The 19,337-nt window shown below is 36.2% G+C and carries 12 protein-coding genes; all 12 read right to left on the bottom strand.

Going from position 1 to position 19,337, the window contains the following annotated elements; genetic code table 11:
* Positions 1-16 precede the first annotated feature (16 nt).
* The 12 genes from ACHRV0_RS16825 to ACHRV0_RS16770 all read right to left on the bottom strand — a co-directional run bounded on the left by ACHRV0_RS16825 (position 17) and on the right by ACHRV0_RS16770 (position 19,154).
* Entirely contained in the window at positions 17-601 is a 585-nt protein-coding gene (locus ACHRV0_RS16825; RefSeq protein ID WP_395441699.1) for a lactate utilization protein C, read from the bottom strand.
* Positions 602-620: 19 nt separating this feature from the next.
* Positions 621-1,994: a lactate utilization protein B gene (locus tag ACHRV0_RS16820; RefSeq protein ID WP_395441698.1), complete on the bottom strand. Its 1,374-nt coding sequence runs from the start codon at positions 1,992-1,994 to the stop codon at positions 621-623.
* Positions 1,995-1,996: 2 nt separating this feature from the next.
* Complete coding sequence (locus ACHRV0_RS16815; protein ID WP_395441697.1) at positions 1,997-4,252, bottom strand: glycosyl hydrolase family 95 catalytic domain-containing protein; 2,256 nt, start codon at positions 4,250-4,252, stop codon at positions 1,997-1,999.
* Positions 4,253-4,327: 75 nt separating this feature from the next.
* Complete coding sequence (locus ACHRV0_RS16810; RefSeq protein ID WP_395441696.1) at positions 4,328-5,065, bottom strand: (Fe-S)-binding protein; 738 nt, start codon at positions 5,063-5,065, stop codon at positions 4,328-4,330.
* A 6-nt stretch (positions 5,066-5,071) separates the two neighbouring features.
* On the bottom strand, positions 5,072-5,836 hold the full coding sequence (locus ACHRV0_RS16805; protein WP_395441695.1) for an SDR family NAD(P)-dependent oxidoreductase: 765 nt from the start codon (positions 5,834-5,836) through the stop codon (positions 5,072-5,074).
* A 59-nt stretch (positions 5,837-5,895) separates the two neighbouring features.
* Positions 5,896-7,551, bottom strand: a complete 1,656-nt coding sequence (locus ACHRV0_RS16800) for a UxaA family hydrolase (RefSeq protein ID WP_395441694.1) — start codon at positions 7,549-7,551, stop codon at positions 5,896-5,898.
* A gap of 16 nt (positions 7,552-7,567) precedes the next feature.
* Entirely contained in the window at positions 7,568-8,857 is a 1,290-nt protein-coding gene (gene fucP / locus ACHRV0_RS16795; protein WP_395441693.1) for an L-fucose:H+ symporter permease, read from the bottom strand.
* A 129-nt stretch (positions 8,858-8,986) separates the two neighbouring features.
* A complete protein-coding gene (locus ACHRV0_RS16790) occupies positions 8,987-9,892 on the bottom strand; it encodes a metallophosphoesterase family protein (protein WP_395441692.1) in 906 nt (301 codons plus the stop codon).
* Positions 9,893-10,194: 302 nt separating this feature from the next.
* Positions 10,195-12,453 (bottom strand): GH92 family glycosyl hydrolase, encoded by a 2,259-nt coding sequence (locus ACHRV0_RS16785; RefSeq protein ID WP_395441691.1) that lies wholly within the window; start codon positions 12,451-12,453, stop codon positions 10,195-10,197.
* 164 nt (positions 12,454-12,617) lie between these two features.
* Complete coding sequence (locus ACHRV0_RS16780) at positions 12,618-14,801, bottom strand: glycoside hydrolase family 3 N-terminal domain-containing protein (protein ID WP_395441690.1); 2,184 nt, start codon at positions 14,799-14,801, stop codon at positions 12,618-12,620.
* Positions 14,802-15,191: 390 nt separating this feature from the next.
* Positions 15,192-16,484 (bottom strand): hypothetical protein, encoded by a 1,293-nt coding sequence (locus tag ACHRV0_RS16775; RefSeq protein ID WP_395441689.1) that lies wholly within the window; start codon positions 16,482-16,484, stop codon positions 15,192-15,194.
* Between the two features lie 279 nt (positions 16,485-16,763).
* Positions 16,764-19,154 (bottom strand): GH92 family glycosyl hydrolase, encoded by a 2,391-nt coding sequence (locus tag ACHRV0_RS16770; protein ID WP_395441688.1) that lies wholly within the window; start codon positions 19,152-19,154, stop codon positions 16,764-16,766.
* Positions 19,155-19,337 lie beyond the last annotated feature (183 nt).

Genomic DNA, 19,337 nt, shown 5'->3' with positions numbered 1-19,337 from the left:
AGTTTATTTTTGCCGATTATTCAATTACATAAATCACAGCACTTCTAGCTCCATGCGCTCCTATTACCAATGATTGTTCAATGTCGGCTGTTTTAGATGGTCCTGCTATAAAAGCACCGAATCCTTCTTTCGACACATCTATTTTTTCATAAGCTTGATGTAAAGTGTCAACAATATTTCTTTTCTCGATTACTAAAACCAAATGCTGGCAAATAAAGGGAACGAGTCTGTTGATCATCTCACTTTCGTAAACCCAAACAGCACCATTCTCTGCAACTCCAATTGTTCCTTTTACATAAGCTTTTTCAACTTTCTCTAATTCAGATGCTGCTAAAAAAGCGGCTTGTTCGTCTACTTCACCAAGTGCAGCGATTGTATTTACAACAAAACTTCCGTTCTGCTTATCCGCTTTTAATTGATCTATCAGTATTCTAATATCTGTAATCAATTCGGTTTTTCCGCCAATACTTTCTAAAACTGTTTTAAACTGCGCATATACATCATCATACTGAATTACAACGCTGCTGTCAATAACAGGAATTTCAATAAATTCAGGCTGATTCATTGCTATAGCATTCAATATGTTTTCTCTTGCACTCATTTTTTTATTATCAAATATTTTAATTTTGGCTTTTCTTATTCTTTAAATACCAATCTCTAAAAGATTCCTTTGGAGGAACTGGCATTTCTCTTTGCTTGAACCAAACATTTAGTTTATTATTAACTATAAAAGGGAATAACTGCATACTTCTTCTCCCAACTTTTCCCATCAAACGATAGATTTTAGGATTTGAAAACAGGAAATTCATTCCTTTCATGCTTATTTTTTTACTTGTTGCAGCATAACCTTCGGAAACAATCACTTGTCTCCATTTCCATAACTGCTCGTGAATGTTGATTTTTACTGGACATACATTAGTGCAGCTTCCGCATAAAGTTGAAGCAAATGGCAGATCGGCATTAGCTTTCATATCTAAATTTGGATTTAGAATAGAACCAATTGGTCCTGCAACAGCTGTATGATAACTATGTCCGCCGCTTCTTCGATATACAGGGCAAGTGTTGAAACAGGCTGCGCAGCGAATGCATTTTAAGGAATTTCTAAAATCTTCTCTTCCTAATTGTTTACTTCGGCCATTATCAACAATGACGATATGCATTTCCTGATTCGGTCTTGGTTTATGAAAGTGACTTGAATAAGTTGTAATAGGCTGGCCTGTGGCACTTCTAGCTAATAATCTCAAAAACACTGATAAATGTGCTGCTTTTGGAATTAATTTTTCAAAGCCCATACAGGCAATGTGCACTGGAGCTGTGTGTGCTCCCATATCGGCATTTCCTTCATTGGTACAAACTACAAAACCGCCTGTCTCTGCAATGGCAAAATTGACTCCAGTAATTGCCAGATCAGATTCTACAAACTTGTTACGCAAGTGTTGTCTTGCTGCCTCGGTTAAATATTGCGGATCATTATTTCCTTTTTGAGTTTGTAAATGCTCATGAAAAGTGGCACTTACATCTTCTTTTTTTAAGTGAATTGCCGGCAGTACAATATGACTTGGCGGTTCTTTTCTGAATTGAACAATACGTTCTCCCAAATCGGTATCGACTACTTCAATTCCGTTATGCTGTAAATATTCGTTCAAATGACATTCTTCGGTAAGCATACTCTTGCTCTTCACGATTTTCTGAATACCATGTTTTTTAATGATTTTATGAACAATTTCATTATGTTCTTTCGCATCTGAAGCCCAGTGAACTTTTATGCCATTGGCAGTGGCTTTTTCTTCAAATTCTTTTAAATAATTGGAAAGATTAGAAATTGTGGCGTTTTTAATCTGCGATCCCCATTCACGCAGCTGCTCCCATTCGGGCAAACCATGCGCAGCTTTGTCTCGTTTTTCACGAACAAACCACAAAGTTTCGTCGTGCCAATTGGTTCTTGGCTCGTCTGCTATAAACTTTTCTGCTAAATCAGCATGGGTTGTTTTCATAATTACTTTTTACTAATCTCTTTCAATTCTGCATTAAACGTATAACTTTTACCTGGCTGTGTCGTAATTTCAATATTGTTGTTACCGCTTTGCACTTTACAAACTCCACCAACTTTTGATAGTACTTTTACGCTCACCAATTTACCTTGTTCCCATTTCATATCTACTTCAAATCCGCCTCTAGCACATAAACCTTTTACTTCTCCTTTTTTCCACGTCTTTGGAAGTGCCGGAAGTAACTGAATTTTATCTTTTTGGCTTTGAATAAGCATTTCAGCCATAGCAGCAGTAATTCCAAAATTACCGTCTAGTTGAAACGGCGGATGATTACAAAACAAATTTGGCAATGTATTGTATGTCAGTAATCCGCGAATCATAATCTCGGCACGGTCACCTTCGCCTAAACGCGCCCAAATTGCGCAACGCCAAGGCCAAGTCCATGAGCGGCGGCTGTCACCAAGAGTAGATTCTACTGTAAAAGGTGTGTTTTCATTTTTTCCAAAATTTCCACTTCTGCTGCGCAATGAAAGAATAGCTCCTTTGGCTAGTTCCGGCGTAGTAGAAATACTAATTTGACGTCCTGGATATACCGCAAAAAGATGCGATGTATGGCGATGCTCATCATTTGGGTCATCACTGTCTGCTTGCCATTCCTGCAATTGTCCCCATTTTCCAATTTTATTTGGAGCTAAACGGGCTTGCATATCCGCCACTTTGTTTTGATAATCATTATCAATGCTAAGTGCTTTGGCTGCGTCTAGATAGTTTTGGAACAAATCCCAAACCAACTGCTGATCCATCATTACTCCATCTTCGCGCGGACCATGCTCAGGCGACCATCCATTTGGAACCATTAATTGTCCATTTGGCATCGTTTTTAAATTGTCTTCCCAATATTCGCAAACTTCTTTAATAATAGGATATGCCGTACGACGTAAATACTCATTATCCTTCGTAAATGCCCAATGTTCGTATACATGTTGCGCATACCAAGCACTTGCTGGTATATTCCATTCCCAGCCATTTCCTCCAAATATATTTTGACTGGTTCGAGCTGTCCAGCCGCGTGTTTTTTCTCCAAAAGCTTTGCGAGTAGCAATACGACAAGGTTCTTGAGCTGCTACGATAAAATCAATTAATGGCAAATGACATTCTGATAAATTAGTCGATTCGACTCCCCAATAATTCATTTGCACATTAATATTATTGTGATAATCACTTGCCCAAGCAGGTGTATTGCTGTCATTCCATAAACCTTGCAAATTAGCAGGCAAACCTCCACGACGAGAACTGCTTGCTAATAAATAACGCCCATATTGAAACATCATTTCTTCCAAATCAGGATCAACCCCGCCAGCGGCATATTTTTTTAAGCGTTCATCGGTTGGTAAAATAGAAGTTGTTGCATCCGTATTTCCTATATTCAGATATACTCGCAAAAGCAACGAACTCAAATCTTTTATGTGAGCTGCCTTCAGTTTTTCATAACCTTTGGCTTTAGCGGCCGCTAATTCTTTCTCAATACGCGGCATTGGATCTTCTCCTCGCCAATCTGACTTAAAATCAGGTTTATAGTTTGTTCTAGCATTTAAAATCAATGTTAATGAATTACAGTTTTCAAAAATCAATTTTTCACCTTCAAAGCGTATTTTTCCTCCTTTATTTTGTACCAAAAGTTTGGCTGCATATTTCAGTTTATTCGGCATTTCTCCTATAAAACTTATGCTATTTGTACTGGCTTTGCTTATTGCACCTTGAGCTGAATGAAGATCAATTGTTCCTGAAAAAACATTCTTCCCATTAGCTTTATATTCAAAAACCATTACTTGATCTGGATAACTGGCAAAACCTTCACGGCTAATTTTTATATTATTCTGAGTAAAATTAGTTTGATGAATTCCTGTCGAAATATCAAGCGAACGGGAATAATTAGAACAAGCACTTTTATCTATAAAATCAATTGTGATTTCTCCAAAATTACGGTAAGAACCAAATCCGTGATCGCCTGTTTCGTATTCGCCATCCCAGTTGTTATCACCCGACCAAAGGCTTTGTTCGTTAAACTGAATAACTTCTTGTTCAACTCCGCCAAAAAACATAGCTCCCAACCGTCCATTGCCAATAGGTAAAGCTTCAGCAGACCATTTCATGACTGGCTGTTTATACCATAGTTTTATGGGTTGATTCTTCTGTGCCAAACAGACTGAATCAACAAATAATACAAGTACTAAAAGCGTAAATAATTTAATTTTATTCATTATTCTGAATATACAATTAATGATGACTATATCATTTACTCCCTCGATTTAAGTCGAAGAAATTTTCTAATCTACTTATAAACCATTATTCAATATTTCGGCAATATGAATTGTTTTTGTTTTACTTCCTTGTCGTTTTAATATTCCTTCTAAATGCATTAAACAACTGGTATCTCCTCCGGTAATATAATCTACTTGATTATCTTCGTGCTCTTTTACTCTGTCCTTACCCATTTTTACGCTTACTGCTTCTTCAAACACACAAAAAGTACCTCCAAAGCCACAACATTCATCGTTTCGTTTGGGTTTACTTAACGTAATTCCGTTTACCATTTTTAGTAATTGCTCGGGTTTCGAAAATTCAGGCAGCACTCTTTCTGTCATTGATGAAAGATGTAATCCTCTTTGTCCGTGACAACTATTGTGTAAGCCCACTTTGAATGGAAAATCAGCATTAATGCTTTCTACTTTTAGAACATCTGTTAGAAACTCTGTAAGTTCATAAACTGAATTACGAATGTGTAATGCTGCTTGCGGATTTTCTAAATCCTGTAAATGTTCTTTTACATGTAAAACACAGCTTCCTGATGGAGCTACTATATAATCAAATCCTGTAAAATTTTTAACAAAATTCTTATCACAGCCTTTACTTAAACTGGCAAAACCGCTATTGGCCATTGGCTGACCGCAGCAGGTTTGTTCTAAAGGAAAAGTAACATCACACCCCAGCTTTTCTAATAATTGCAAAGCAGCAATACCCACATTGGGATAAAACTGATCTATATAGCAGGGTATGAATAAGGCAACTTTCATTGTAATTTAATTATTTAATTTTATAAAACCTCCATCTATAGGATAATCGCAACCGGTAACAAAACCAGATTCATCGCTGCATAAAAACAAAGCTAAAGCTGCAACTTCATCTGGTTTTGCCATACGTCCGATAGGCTGAGATTTTGATAATTTTTCGAACATTTCTTCTTCTTTACCCGGATAGTTTTTGGCAATAAATCCGTCTACAAATGGTGTATGTACACGTGCTGGTGAAATAGAATTACAACGAATATTTTCGCTCATATAATCTCTCGCTATTGATAAGGTCATTGCCATTACAGCGCCTTTGGCTGTAGAATAGGCAAATCGATCCGAGATTCCCACCCAAGCCGCAATAGAAGCCATATTTACAATTACGCCTCCGCTAGAATTTCTAAATTGTGGTATTGAAGCATGCAAACAATTGTATACACCTTTTACATTCACGCTCATCACTCTGTCAAAATCTGCTTCGGGAGTAGTGTCTACTTTACCTACGTGAGCGATTCCGGCATTGTTTACCAGAATATTGATATTTCCTATTTTCTCAAATGTTGCTATTACTTCTTGTTGGTTCGCAACATTACAAGCGTGCGAAAATACTTTTCCTCCATTAGCTTTTATTTCATCGACAGCGCTTTTAGCACTTTCTTCTGTTAATTCAACAATATGAACTTCAGCTCCTTGTTTAGCAAATAAAACCGAAATGGCTTTTCCTATTCCGCTTCCGCCACCAGTAACAACTGCTTTTTTGTTTTGTAATGAAAACATATGATTAGATTATTTGATCTTTTAGATTATTAGATATTAAGAGTTACGATTTATAATTATTACAATGATACTCCTCGTTTCCACGGAATAAAATCGTCTTGATTTAATAATACTGCTTTTGGAATAATTTCACCGCTGGCTGCTTTGATACAATATTCTAAAATATCTTCTCCCATTTCTTCAATGGTTTTTTCACCGCTGATAATTGGGCCGCAGTCAATATCGATAATGTCACTCATTTTTTTAGCTAAAACCGAATTTGTCGCTACTTTGATTACTGGACAAACCGGATTTCCTGTTGGAGTTCCTAATCCTGTTGTAAACAATATTAATGTCGCCCCAGATGCTGCTTTTCCTGTTGTTGCTTCTACATCGTTTCCTGGTGTGCAAACTAAACTTAAACCTGCTTTTGTAGCTGGTTCAGTATAATCTAATACATCAATTATAGGAGCGGTTCCACCTTTTTTGGCAGCACCGGCACTTTTTATTGCATCGGTTATTAAACCGTCTTTAATGTTTCCTGGAGATGGATTCATATGAAATCCTGAACCTACTTTATGTGCTAATGCATCATAAGACTGCATTAAATCAATGAACTTTTTTGCTGTTTCTTCTGATGTACAACGATCGATAAGATTTTGCTCGACACCGCACAATTCTGGAAATTCTGCTAACAATACTTTACCGCCCAAAGCCACCAGCAAATCTGATGTATAACCTACCGCAGGATTTGCCGAAACACCACTGAAACCATCGCTTCCACCGCATTTAACTCCTAAACATAATTCGCTCAAAGGTGCTGGAGTTCGTTCTTGTTTGTTTATTTCAATTAATCCTTCAAATGTTTTTTTAATGGCATCTGCGATTAATTGTTCTTCACTTTTTGATTGTTGCTGCTCAAAAATGTATAATGGTTTATCAAAAGATGGATTTTGTTTTTTGACATCGTTTGTAAAATCTTGTACTTGCAAATGCTGACATCCTAAACTAAGTACTGTTATTCCAGCAACATTTGGATGATTTGCATATGATGCTAGTAAGGCACTTAAGGTAGCCGAATCTTGGCGTGTGCCTCCGCAGCCTCCTTGGTGATTTAAAAATTTTATACCGTCTACGTTTTTAAAAACTTTGTTTGTATATGGTTCCGGAGCTAACTGAACGTCAATTGAATCCAGAGTTTTTCCGTTTTTATATGCTTCAAGTAAAGCATGAGTATACTGAGTATATTTATCACTTACAGAATACCCTAACTCATTATGTAAAGCTTCGCGTATTACATCCAAATTTCTGTTTTCGCAAAATACTGTTGGTACAAATAACCAATAATTGGCAGTTCCTACACGACCGTCGTTTCTTTTGTATCCGTTAAAAGTTCTGTCTTTATATTTTGAAACATCTGGCGCCTGCCATTCAAAATCAACTTCACGAAATTTATAAGGCTCAGCTGCATGTTTAAGGTTTTCAGTTGTCATAAGACTTCCTTTTCCAACATCACATTGTACTTTTCCAACCAAAACGCCGTACATAATAATTTCATCTCCCGCTCTCAAATTGGTTGTATAAAACTTATGCTTTGCCTTGATTGTGTCTTGCAGAATGTAAGTTTCATTCTCAAAAACTACACTTTCTCCTTTAGACAAATCTGTTAAAGCCACCAGTACATTATCATCTGGGTGCATTTTTATAACCAATCTTTTACTTCCGTTTTCTAACATATTATATAAATAGAATTTATGCTTTATTTGTTTTATGTCCGTTAAATGCAAACAATAGAATTACCGAGAAACAGGTCAATGGAACAACATAACCATATTGAATACTTCCTGTAATATCCGAAATCAGTCCTAAAACAGGAGGAAGCAATGCTCCACCAACAATTGACATTACGATTAATGAAGAACCAATTTTTGTGTTATGTCCAAGTCCCTCAATTCCCATTGAAAAAATCGTTGGGAACATGATACTCATAAAAAATGCTATTGCTATTAAGGTATAAACCACTAACATTCCTGTTCCTGTTATGGCTACTATTGATAAGCCAATATTAATAATGGCATAAATGATTAATAATTTTCTAGGCTGTATGTATTGCATGAAGAATGTACCTGCGAATCGTCCAAGCATAAATGCCAAGCCAAAAAAACCTAAATATTTGGCTGCAACACCTTCTGCAAGTCCAGCAGAAGTTGTCGCCATTTTAATAAAAAAGCTTCCAACGCAAACTTGGGCTCCTACATAAAAAAACTGCGCTAAAATCCCCCAACGTAAGCGCAGTGATTTCAAGGCTCCGGCAAAACTTGCGCCGTCAGCTCCTTCTTTATCTTCATCTCTTACATCCGGCATATTCGTAAAATAAAACAAAACTGCTACTGCCAAAATAATTAGTCCTAAAACTAAATACGGCATTTTTACACTCGCTGCTTCCTCTAAAACATAAGCATGCAATTCGGCAGGAGCCATAGCGTCCATTTGAGCTTGAGTTAGATTTTTACCTGATAAGATCATTGGGCCAATATAAGCCGGAGCAATAAAAGCAGCTAACCCGTTGAACGATTGAGAGAAATTTAATCTTTTTGTAGCTGTTTCTGCTGGTCCTAATATAGTTACATATGGATTTGCCGCTGTTTCTAAAAAAGTAAGTCCGCAGGCGATAACAAATAAAGCTCCTAAAAAGTAAATGTACTGTAGTGAATTCGCGGCTGGAACAAATAAAATGGAACCAATACCAAATAGAACCAACCCGATCATAATACCTGATTTGTAACCGTACTTTCGCATGATATATCCCGCAGGCAATGCCATAACAAAATAGGCTATAAAAACAGAAGAATCTATTAAAGACGATTCTAGGTCTGTAAGATTAAACGCTTTTCGTAAATGTGGAATAAGTATTGGATCTAGATTGTGTACAAACCCCCAGAAAAAGAATAAACTGGTAACTAATATAAAAGGAAAAAGCCATTTCTTATTTTCTTTTGTACCAGCCTCTTTTTGAACATCCAACTGCGTTATTAATGCCATATGCTTTTTATTAAAATTATACTTTTTTACGATTATAAAAATATAATACTTAAAGTATAATTATTAATTCAATATTACCCTTGTTTAATTATTAATTGTCTATTATGATAATTTTAAACAAAAGTACCTTTAAAAAGAATGCGGATAATATTGATTTACTACAGATCCATCTTCAAACAGATCAATAATAGCGTATCCCGGAGGCGTTTGTTTATAGTAGCTTTTTCCTGCCGAGTCTTTGTCTCCTGGTTCCCACCAAAAACCGCTCAAAGCGCCATTACAGTAATAATGTACATTGTTGTAAACGGCTTCATCCTTTAAATGAATGTGTCCGCTTAAACAAGTAATCTTTTTATCTTTATGTTTATAAAAAAGATCACTGATGTATTTTGAATCGGTGTGGTTTCCTCCGTCAACATGAGTACAAACGGCAAGAATAGGAAAATGACTCATGCAGACAACTGGTGTACCAACAGGCAAACTTTGTAGATCTTTTTCTAGCCATAAACGCTGTTCGTCGTCTAATGAACCGCCGCCGTTATTACTGTCTAGAATCACAAAATGCCATCCTCTTTTATCAAAGCTGTAATAGCGGTTTGGGATTCCTAATTGCTTTACAACATAGTCTTTCCCATACATAGTATCTTGCTTGTTTGGCGCTGCCCACCACATATCGTGATTTCCGAGACAACTGTGCAATTCAAAACCGCTGATTCCTTTGGTTGTATCATTCCAAATTTTCCATAGTTCATTTACTCTTTCGCGAGTAATATTATCATAATCTGCTGCAAAAATGGAATCTCCGCCGTTGAGAAAAAAATCTACTTTGTGTTTCTTTATTTCTTCTAAGCATTTTATAAATCGATCTGGCGCATTTTCTTCTGGTCGAATATGAACATCGGTAATATGTGCAATTCGCAAAACCCTTTTAGATTTATTATTTTTTTCTGCTGCAGAAATAATAGAACTTGAACCTGTTAACGCTACAGTTCCAGCAGTCAAACCAATATATTTTAGTAAATCTCTTCTTTTCATCTTGTTATTTGTATATTATAATTTCTCTCGCAGATTGAGCAGATTTTATTTTAAAATCTAATTTTTTACACGATTGAATAGGAATAAAATTGGCAACAAAAAGGGCTTTAACCAAACTCTTAAATTTTGGCTAAAGCCCTAAATATCCATATTACTATTTACATCCATCTGAAGCTGGACGCTATTCGCTCATATAACTAACTATTTGTTTTTCAAATAAGTGAAACACCTCTTTAAGAATTCTAAATCTATGTTTCTATATGTTATTTACACCAAGCGATTCAATACTATAAATTCAATATTTATTTCACCGAATAAGGTCTGTCTTTTGCCGCAACTCCCCAAGTTTTGGAAGGTTTATCTCCCATCGTAAAAATTAACTCACCGCCTTTCATAATATCCGAATGAAGAATATAACTCTGAGTATAAGACTTTCCGTTTAAAGTTGCTTTTTGAATGTAGATATTCTTTGCACTGTTGTTTAATGCTTTTACAGTAAAACTTTTTCCATCCGCTAAATTCAATGTTGATTCGTCCATACTTGGACTTCCGAAAACATAAATTCCATTGAATGGATTTACAGAATACATTCCCATTGCGCTCCAAATATACCAAGCTGACATTTGCCCGACATCTTCATTTCCGCACAATCCATCTGGTTTATCGCTGTATAAATTATCAACAATGTAACGTACTTTTTCGGCTGTTTTCCAAGGTTGTCCAACGAAATTATAAAGGTATGTAATATGATGACTTGGCTCGTTTCCGTGTGCATACTGTCCAATTAAACCTGTAATATCACTAGAAGCTTCTGCACCCATATCGCCTGTTATTGTAAACAAAGTATCTAGTTTTTTTGTAAATGACTTTTCACCGCCCAGCATTGCAATTAATCCTTCTACATCATGAGGAACTAACCAAGTATACTGCCATGCATTCCCCTCAGCAAAATCATCTTTCATGTGTGCCGATTTAAACGGATCAAAAGGGGTTCTCCATTGCGTATCACTTACTTTTCCACGTACAAAAGTCGTTGAAGGATCGTAATATTTTTTGTAGGCTTTTGAACGATTAATGAAATAATTGTAATCTTCGGTTTTGCCCATTTTTTTTGCCATCATTGCAATTGCTCCGTCTGAAATAGAATATTCCATACCAATAGCTACTGATTCTCTCAAACTATCTGCTGGAATGTAACCTATTTTTTTTACGAAATTCAATCCGCGATCGTCCTGCATTGCTGTTGCTTTCACCGCTTCGAAAGCCAACTCGCCATCGATTCCTTTGATGCTTTTTAAATACGCATCAACAACAATCTGAATTGCACTATTTCCTGGCATACAATAGGTTTCATTCCCCATTAAATGCCAAACTGGAAGATGTCCTGTTTCTTTATAAATCGCCAGCATCGAATTAATAATATCCGAAACTTTATCGGTTTGTGTTAACGTAAGCAAAGGATTTGCTCCTCTGTAAGTATCCCACAACGAAAATGTGGTTAAATTGGTAAATCCTGCAGTTCTATGGACTTGTTTGTCTGAACCGTAATAATCTCCATTGCTATCATTGTAAGTCGATGGCGCAATCATGGTGTGATATAAAGCGGTATAAAATGTTCTCATTTTAGTAATATCTTTCGATTTTACCTCAATTTTATTCAACTCTTTGTTCCATTTTTCATCCGCTTGAGCAGCCACTTTTTCGAAGTTCCAGCCTGAAATTTCTTTTTTAATATTCATTAAAGCGTTTTCTGTACTTACTGCCGAAATTCCTACTTTAATTTTAATCACTTCATCTTTTAAAGTTGAAAACTGAAGTACTGCTTTGGCACTATCTCCCAAAACCACTTTATTAATCATCTCTCTTGTATTGTTGTACAACTGGATTTTCTTAGCTGGTTTTGACAAAATTGCTGCAAAGTAAATACGCTGATCCGGTGCCCAGCCTTTCGAGAAACGATATCCTTCAATCAATGTATCATTTTTTACTCTGATATAAGTATCTACCGCTTTGTCCCAGCCAATTCCTTCCACTAAATCTAAAACAATATGTGATTTATCTGAAGCGGGAAAAGTATACTTCTGAAATCCAACTCGCTCCGAAGCCGTCATTTCAGCTTTAATTCCGTTTTTCTTTAAAATAACAGAGTAATAACCTGGTTTTGCAACTTCATCTTTATGATCGAAACCTGAGATATAACCGTTTTCCATGTCTTTGGCGGTTCCTTTTTTCAGATTGATTTTACCAACAGCGGGCATAAAAAGTAAATCTCCAAGATCACCAATTCCAGTTCCGCTTAAATGCGTGTGTGAAAATCCAATAATTGTTGGGTCAGAATAATGATAACCCGAACACCAATCCCAGCCTTGTGAGATGTTTACTGGTCCTAATTGAACACCTCCAAAAGGAACATTCGCTCCCATAAAAACATGTCCATGAAATCCTGTTCCAATAAACGGATCTACATACTGCGTTAAATTTTGTTTACTAGTCTGTCCTTGCATTTGCAGGCAGCAAAGACCTAAAATTGCAAAAAATGTTGATTTTAAATTTTTATTCATATTTTTTTGTTTGATATATCCTTCCGTAGTAACATTTATTTTTTTGCCACGAATTGCACGAATTTTCACTAATCTCTAGCGGAGCAAATCTGAGCTTCTTTACTCTTTCTTCTTTACTCTTTCTTCTTTACTCTTTCTTCTTTACTCTTTCTTCTTACTTATCTCTACTTCACAATCTCAAAACTACCTTCCAACATTGTATCTCTTGAATTCGATCCGATTTTCAATGTGTAGTTTCCCTCATAGATCTTAAATTGTTTTGTAGTCTCGTCCCATTTTTGAAGCTCTTCCAGTGGAATTTGCAATGTGATTGTTTTTGATTTTCCTTTAACCAACGAAACACGTTTAAAAGCTTTCAGTTCTTTCAACGGCATTCTATCAACGTTCGGATATTCTACATACACCTGAGCAACTTCATCAGCATCATAATTTCCTGTATTAAAAATTTCGATTTGCATTGAAATTTCGTCTGAACTCATTGTAACTCTCGTAGGTCGTTTAACCCAATTGTAGCCAAAAGTGCTGTAGCTTAATCCAAAACCAAAAGGATATTGTACTTCTTTATCAGAATAGCGATACGTTCTTCCTGCCATTGCATAGCTGTTATAATCTGGTAAATCGCTGAACGATTTGTAGAAACTAACCGGTAAATGTCCTGATGGAGAAACTTTTCCAAAAAGAAGATTAGCCAAAGCTGTTCCGCCTTGCTCTCCTGGATACCATGCAAAAACAATAGCATCTACATAAGGCTCAATTGCCGAAATATCAACAGCACTTCCGCCTGTTACTACAGCTATAAGCGGCGACTTAGTTCCTTTACGAAGTGCTTTTATATACGCAATATGCGACGCTGGTAAATCCATATTTTTTCTGTCACCTTTTCCGTCAGCAAGGAAAGCATCGCCTTCTTCGCCTTCGTAAACTGGAGTAAAACCAATTACGGCAATCGTCAAATCGGCCATAGAAGCTGCCCAAACACCACCAAAGTTTTTTGTGTCTGTAAAATCGCATCCCATATCATATTCTACACGAGTATCAGGATCTACAGCACCTGCAATTCCTTCTACAAAATTTACGGCTTTATCTGTAATTCCGTGATAATTGCCTAATAAAGCATCTAGTGAAGCTGCATTTGGTCCAACGACAACCATCGATTTATAATCGTCTTTTTTCAACGGAAGCAATTTTGCTTTCTTCTCTCCCACTTCACCATTCTTCAACAAAACCATGCTTTGTTCTGCCATTTTTCGGCTTAGATTTCTGTGATAGGTATTGGCAATACTGTCTATACCATATTTTCGATACGGATTATCTTCTGCTTTGTCGTAAAATCCAAGTTTAAACTGTGTACGTAATGTTGGTGCTAATGCGTTATCAATATCTTTTTGAGTAATTAATTTTTGATTCAAAGCGTTGATAGCATCTTTTTGTAATAATCCGCTGCAATCCATATTTACTCCTGCTTTAATTGCTTCAGCTGCTACAGTTACGCTGTTTGGCAGGGTTTTATGGCTTTCATAAATATCCTGAAGAGCCCAACAATCGGTAACAACATGACCGCCAAATTTCCATTCATTTCGTAAAATATCTTTTAGTAATGTTTTACCTGTACAACATGGCTCAGAATTTACACGGTTATAAGCGCACATTATGGTTTCTACTTTTGCATCAACTAATTTTTTGAAAGCGTATAAATACGTTTCTCTCAAATCTTTTTCATCTACAATCACATCAATCGAATGTCTGTTTTTTTCAGGACCGCTGTGCACGGCAAAATGTTTGGCACAAGCTGCCGCTTTCATGTATTTTGGATTTGTTCCTTGTAAACCTTTTACATAAGCGGTTCCCATTTTTCCAGTTAAAAACGGATCTTCACCATAGGTTTCTTGTCCTCTTCCCCAACGCGGATCTCTGAAAATATTGATGTTTGGCGACCAGAAATTCAGTCCCATATATTGCAAACGACGATCTTTGGCTACAGCCATATTATTTTTGGCTCTGGCTTCGGTTGAGATTGCATTTGCAACCTCGTTTAATAAATTGTCGTTAAAGGAAGCTCCCATACCTAAAGCTTGCGGAAAAACGGTTGCTTTTCCTGCTCGTGCTACTCCGTGCAATGATTCGTTCCACCAATTATACTGCGGAATATCTAATCGTTTTACGGCTTTGCTTTCGAATCCTAATAAAGATACTTTTTCTTCAATTGTCAATTGTTTTAGTAAATCATCAACTCTTTTATCTATTGATAGATTTTGATTTTTGTAAGCTGCATTTTTTTGCTGCGCATAATTGATTCCTATACAAAAACAAAAAAACAGTACAAATCGGAAATTTCTTAAACAATTCATTATTGAGATTTTAAAATTTTATTATCGTATTTCTTTTTTTACTAAATCGTTTTATCAATTAAAGCAAATGGCTGTAAAATTCAGGTATGCCAAGTGTTTTCAAAAACTATAACTTCCTATGCTTCAAAGAATCAATATTCTTCTCTATCACTTTATTTGAAACATTTCAGAAATTTAAAGATAGAATATCTTTTTGATTAAATAATACTCCAATTTTATCTAAATTTAATTTACAATTACCTTTACTTTAACTTAAAAAACAAAAAAGAGATATCTCTTACGAAATATCTCACTTATATAAATACAATCTTAAATTTAGATAAAATCCTGCTCTATAAAAAAGGTGAAGTTGATACTTATATTATCTACTTCACCTTTCTGTGGATTTTCTTATTTATTCAGATTTTCGAACATTACGATTGCGGTGTACAAAACTCCTGCTTCACCTCTAAAAGTTCCTGATCCTCTTGGTTCATTTTTTATCGAATACCATTCGTAGAAACCGTTATTGTCTTTTACGCGTTTCAGCATTGGCTGTACTTCTCTATATGCTTCTTCTACATATCCGTATTTAATTAATTGCTGAATTGTTCTTGCTCCAAACCAAGTCCAATCGCCGCCATTTTGATAACTGTAAACTGGATTCATAATTTTGTTTACAAAAAATCCATTTGGATAGGGGGGATAAAGTGTTAAGCCAATAGATGGCGCTCCCGCTTCTTTTACTCTTTTTACCATTTCGTCAAGCGAAGCTTTTACTTCTGCTTTGCTCAATAATCCTGCTTCCATTGCAACTGTTGTTCCTCCGAAATAAAAGATATTATTCTCATCAAAATCTGCTGGAAATGGCGAACCGTTTAAATACAAATGTGGAATGTATTTTTGATTTTTAGCATCCCAAAGATAAGTTCTTGTATTTTTTGCAACGTCTGTTTTGATTTTATGCCATTTGGTTTTAGTTGACGGAATCATTTCCATTAAATTATTTAATGCTACAATAAACATTGCATTATCATAAATATCGCAAGCCATATGCGTATTTCCGTCAAGATCAACTCCGTAACCATCCTCCGGCTGTACATCACCCCAATCTGCAGTTGTTGCGCCAGTAATTAAGCCGTATTTTGTGGTATAGCGGTTTTTCATTAAAAAGTCCATAGACCATTCTAATCTTTTTGCAACGGTTTTATCTCCAACTTTTTCTGTCAGGATTGATTTATCACCTGTTAATTGAATGTACTTATAAACGGCTTGTACCAATGAAGTTTCCTGATCGGTTTCAACCGTGTTTTTATGTGCAGCATATCTTGGTTCTAACTTTGAATAAGAGAAGTCTGTTTCTCCTGCTCCAATTTGTTCTTTAGGAGTATAACCGTCAATAATGTTTCCGTCATCTCCCTGCATTCTAAAAAACACTAACAGATTTTCTTTTATATCTTCTTTTTTAGTTACTTGTGCGGCTAATTCGATAAACGTATTATAATCACGAATCCACACTTCACGGTAACCATCACCAGCATTTACGCCAGTTTTAATTACTTCTAAAGCTTTCTTTTTTACGAACGCCATATTTTGATCGTTCTTGATTTTCTCCGACATTTTTTTGTCAATCGGCATTTTTGGCTGCGCTGTAAGTGTCAGCATAAAAGCAAGTGCCGCTGCTGACGAAAGTATTTTTTTCATGTTTATTTAAATTGGAATTATTGTTTGTTGTTTTTAGTTCGTTGCGATTAGTTTTTTAAACACATAGAGACATAGATTTTAACTGTAAATAAAGAGTACAAAAAGAAATATATTTCTTTCACATAATTGGCTTCGTGAATTGTCACCCTGAGCGTAGTCGAAGGGCGTTCTAATTGGCACGTGGGCTTCGACTACGCTCAGCCTGACAACGACTTCGCTTGACAAATGATTATCAAAAAAAGCCACCCCGATAGCTATCGGGAATATGTGTAAAAAAAATTATGATCCAAATTCACTTGTACTCATTGACGGCGGCGGTGTCTTAATTCCCCATTTTGTATTTGGTTTTGCTCCCATTTCAAAAAATAAGGTTCCGCCATCGGTTAGTTTTTTACGATCAATCCAGGCATTTTCTATTTTCAATCCATTGAAAGATGCTGATTGAATGTATTTGTTTTTCTTCGAATTATTTTTGGTCTCGATTACCAATTCTTCACCTTTATAATATTTCGGATCAAGTTTAATGGTCACTTTATCAAATAATGGACTTCCAAACTGAAATGTCGGATTCATGGCTGCATGTCCCTGAACATCAAACAATCCCATTGAAGCCATTACAAACCAAGCTCCCAATTGTCCTTGATCTTCGTCTTGTCCAAATCCGTAACCGTGAAGTGGTTCTGCACCATAGAATTCTTCACAAATGGCACGCGACCATTTTTGGGTAAGCCAAGGTTTACCCGAATAATTAAATAGAAATGAATGATGTAGACAAGGCTGGTTTCCGTGATTGTAAAGCATTTCTAAACCTGAAAAACTATCAATTCCGTTGCCGCCGCCAAAAGTCGATTTTTGACTTTCATTAAACGTGGTTTCCAGACGTTTGTTGAATAAATCTAAACCTAAAACCTTGATTAATCCTGCAGGATCTTGCGGCACATACCAAGTATATTGATAGGCATTTGCTTCTTGAAATCCTCTCCAAGCTTGCATTGGATTGAAATTTTCGATGAAATTTCCGTTTTCATATTTTGGACGGATAAACTTGGTTTCGGGATCAAAAATATTTTTCCAATTTCCTGCTTGTTTCGTTAGTTTTTTATAATCTTCGGTCTTACCTAAAGCTTTTGCAAATTGAGAAACTCCGTAAGAAGTATAGGCAAATTCCAGCGTGTGAGAAGCACCAAAATTAAATACCCAGCCATTTGCAAGTGTAGTATCTTTTGCTGGAATATATCCATCTTTTACAAAGTAAGCCAAGTCATATTTTCCTGAACCAAACGGACGTTTGCTGTAACCTGTTTCGTTTTTATAGGCAATTTTATAAGCTTCTTCTACATCAAAATCTCGAATTCCGCTATTGTAAGCCGCCGCAATCATCAAACCAAAACAGTTTGTTTGTACGCCATTTGCATGCGCTCCAGCGGCGGTTCCGTCGTGTAACCAGCCTGTTTCTTTTGCAAAATCAATATTTGATTGAAGGTATTCGCTCAAATAATCTGGATACGCCAATGCCCAAAGTTGTCCTAAATTCCAGAATCCGCCCCAGATACCGTCTGTGTTGTAATGATTGTATTTTGGTTTTCCATTTCCGTCAAGCGGAATTTTACCAATTGTACCGTCATGTCTCGGATAACTTCCGTTAGCATCACTGGCTAATCCACGTCCTAGAAGAGCGTGATATAAACCTGTGTAGAATTTTACTTTATTGATACTGTCTTTTGTTTCTACTTTAATTCGACCTAACTTTTCATTCCATTTTTCGTGTGCCGTTTCTTTTACAGCATCAAAAGTTTGCCCTGTCGCTTCGGTTTTCAAATTCAATTTTGCATTTTCGATACTTGTATATGAAAGCCCCACTTGCATTTCGACAACTTCTCCTTTTTTGGTAGCGAAATTGATATACATTCCGTTTCCAATTCCCTTAGTTTCCTTTTGACCGTCAAACGTTTTATCTTCTACAAATGAACCAAAAGACTGAGGTGTTTTACTAAGCTGAATTACAAAATACATTTTTACACGCTTTTCAGGATCGCAGAATTTCAAATACTCGGGAAAAGTTTCTATTGTTCCTTCTAATGTATTTTTTCCAGAAAGTTTCATCGTTGCTTCGGTAACGCCGCTGCTTTCGCCTTGACGATGCCCAATATCAAAAATAATATGTGATGCTGCAGATTCAGGAAAAGTGTAACGATGAAAACCAACTCTTTCTGTCGCTGTCAACTCTGCTTTTATCCCATATTCTTTTAAGAAAACAGAATAATATCCCGGTTCTGCATATTCTTCTTCTTTATCAAATAATGATCGATATCCTGTTTCTGGTTTTTCTAAAGTTCCCGGCGTAGTCTGTAATTTTCCTGTTATTGGCATTGCCACCAAACCGCCAATTTGGAACTCGTGAAAATGTCCAAATCCTTCAATCGAATTATGACGATCGTCGTAGCCGCAAGGTGCCCAGCTTCCGCCGCTTCCGTAAGCATTGGTATGCGGAGCCAATTTTGCCATTCCAAAAGGCAGAGAAGCAGGCGTATAAAAAAACCAACGTCCGTGCACGGAACCTATCTGCGGATTGACCCAAGCTGTTGCATTAAAATCATCTTTTTTCTCCGAACAGGAAAAAAGCGAAATGATCATTGCGAACAATAGTATTGTCTTTGAAATTGTTTTCATATATCTTAAATTTAATATCAGGGCATTTTTTTTAATTGCAACGGTAAATTTTTGACGCGGATTTTAACCTGTTGTGTGCAATTATTTCCAACACATAGAAACATAGCTTTTGCAGTCGAAAATAGGCGTTTCACTTTTTTAAAATACACATAGCTACACTATGTGAAAGAAACGTGTTTCTTT

Origin of the sequence: Flavobacterium sp. FlaQc-30, assembly GCF_044005885.1 — a bacterium.
Classification (GTDB): domain Bacteria; phylum Bacteroidota; class Bacteroidia; order Flavobacteriales; family Flavobacteriaceae; genus Flavobacterium.
Note: the sequence above shows the minus strand (reverse complement) of the source record. Positions and strands in the feature narration are given on the sequence as shown.